The sequence below is a fragment of the Aeromonas sp. HMWF017 genome, from assembly GCF_003061465.1.
GTDB classification, from domain to species: Bacteria; Pseudomonadota; Gammaproteobacteria; order Enterobacterales; family Aeromonadaceae; genus Aeromonas; species Aeromonas veronii.
Genome location: NZ_QAJD01000120.1, coordinates 1 through 2197 on the forward strand (window position 1 = coordinate 1; position 2197 = coordinate 2197).

2 protein-coding genes and 1 pseudogene are annotated in these 2197 nt (G+C 64.3%); all 3 read left to right on the forward strand.

Going from position 1 to position 2197, the window contains the following annotated elements; translation table 11 throughout:
* A pseudogene (locus tag DBR30_RS11535) lies at window positions 1-403 on the forward strand (glycoside hydrolase family 9 protein); the annotation flags it as partial.
* A 122-nt stretch (window positions 404-525) separates the two neighbouring features.
* Window positions 526-1398: a BadF/BadG/BcrA/BcrD ATPase family protein gene (locus DBR30_RS11540; protein WP_108588358.1), complete on the forward strand. Its 873-nt coding sequence runs from the start codon at window positions 526-528 to the stop codon at window positions 1396-1398.
* Window positions 1383-2197: glycoside hydrolase family 20 zincin-like fold domain-containing protein (locus DBR30_RS22110; RefSeq protein ID WP_375135846.1), on the forward strand; the 815-nt coding region annotated here is incomplete at its 3' end. The genes DBR30_RS11540 and DBR30_RS22110, both read left to right, overlap by 16 nt.

Sequence of the window (2197 nt, forward strand, 5' to 3'; positions counted from 1 at the left end):
GGGGGAGAACGCCCGCCTCGCCTCGCTGGCGGCCATGGCCTTTGCTGGCGCCCGCCACTTCCCCCGCCAGAGCCAGCCGCTGCTCACTTATGGCCAGCGCCAACTCGACTGGATCCTCGGGCAAAACCCCTTCAACGCCTGCATGCTGGCGGGCCACGGCATCAACAACCCCGCCTATACCGCCGGGTATCCCAATGCGCAGGGGGGCATCTGCAACGGTATCACCTCAGGGTTTGATGACGAGAATGAGGTGGCTTTTATCCCGCAGGAGTACAAAGAGCGACTGGATCAGAACTGGCGCTGGGGCGAGCAGTGGATCCCCCACGCCGCCTGGTTTGCCCTGGCTATCAGCTGGCAGAGCGCCCTGAGTGCTCGAAATGAGCAAGGAGATCACCATGATTGAGATCGGCTCAAGCATGATTGGCATTGGGGAGAGTAGTGGATCCTCCATACAGCCAGCCTGGTTTGCCCTAGCTATCAGCTGGCAGAGTGCGCTGGGTGATCGACATGAGCAGGGAGGTCACCATGATTGAGTACTGGGTCGGGGTCGATGGCGGTGGCACCCACACCCGCGCCCGCATTCGGGATCGGGCCGGCAAGCTGCTCGGCGAAGGGCGCGCTGCCGGATCCAATCTGGAACTGGGCATCCCCCATGCCCACGCCAATGTGCTGGCTGCCATCGCCAGCGCCCGCCTTGCCGCCGGGCTCGGAATAGAGTGCGAACAACAGATGGGGGTCGGGCTGGCGCTCGCCTCCGCCGAGCTGGCCGATTGCTATCACGCCCTGCTCGAGATGCCCTTCCCCTTTGCCAGCGTCAGGCTCACCTCCGATGCCTTCGGTGCCTGCCTCGGCGCCTTTGGTGGCCGTGAGGGAGCCATTCTGATCGCCGGTACCGGCTCGGTAGGGCTGGTCTATCAGGAGGGGCAGATCCGCACCTGCTCCGGCCGTGGCTTCCCCATTTCAGACATAGGCAGCGGCGCCTGGCTGGGCTTACGTGCCATCCAGCAATCCCTGCTCTGCCACGACGGCATTCTGCCCCCCAGCACCCTCGCTATCCGCTTGATGGATCGCTTCAAGCGTGATCAGGCCGAGGTGGTTCGCTGGGCCGCCCGCGCCATTCCGGCGGACTATGGCCACTTTGCACCCTGGGTATTCGATGCCGCCAGCGATGGCGACGAGCTCGCCAATCAGCTGTTGGACGAAACCTGCGAACAACTGCGGATCCTGCTGGAGGGAATGACCCAGCTGGGTGCCAGACAGATCGCCCTGCTGGGGGGGATTGGCACCCGCCTCGCTCCCCGTCTCGGCCAGCTCAACCTGATCTCCCCCCAGGCAGATGCGCTCGATGGCGCCATACTGTTTGCCCAATCAGAGGATTTTCCATGTCTACACCCCTGATCCACACCCAGGTCGCCCGACGTGACGGCGAGGATGTCTGGTTCACCTTCACCCTCTCACGCATGCCGGATACCAAGTGGAAGCTGCACTTCTGTCTGGCTCGCCATATCGACCCCGACTCCTTGCAAGGGGGCGAGCTGGAGCGCCAGAGCGGCAGCTACAAGGTGATTGTCCCGAACGCTGGCAGCTGCGAGCTGCGCTTTTGCTGCCGCCAGACGCCCATCAAGAAGCTCTCCGACATGCCGCAGGGCTTCTTCCTGAGCCTGCCCGAAGCCACCACTGGCCCCCAGCTGCTGCCGGTGACCCTGGCCACAGAGGAGCTGGGGCTGGAGACCCCCCCCGCCCGCAAACCAGACCTGCCTGACGTCGAACCGCTGCCCGGCATAGTGCCGCAACCGGCCCATCTGGTGCTGCTGGAGGGGAACTTCCGGCTGGCCGAGCGGGCTCATGTCAGCGCCCCCCGCGATGTGCCGAAATTGCTGGCCCACTTCAACGAGCTGACGTCGCTGGCACTGGAGCAGGATCACGACGCTGAAATCCGGCTGACCGAGGACAAACTGGCCCCCGAAGCCTATCAACTCACCATCACGCCGCAGGAGGTGGTGATTGCCGCCGCCGACGAAGCGGGTTGGCGTCATGGGCTGGTGACTCTGGCCCAGTGGTATCTGCAACATGGGGAGAGCCTGCCCTGCGTCACGCTGGAGGATGCCCCGCGCTTTGGCTTTCGCGGCATTTTTCTCGACTGCGCCCGCCACTTCCACACTCCGGCAACCATCAAGCGCCTGCTCAAGCTGATGAG

Bases quoted from the DNA above. Each gene is read 5' to 3' on its own strand.
- DBR30_RS11540 (WP_108588358.1), top strand. From the start codon at position 526: ATGATTGAGTACTGGGTCGGGGTCGATGGCGGTGGCACCCACACCCGC.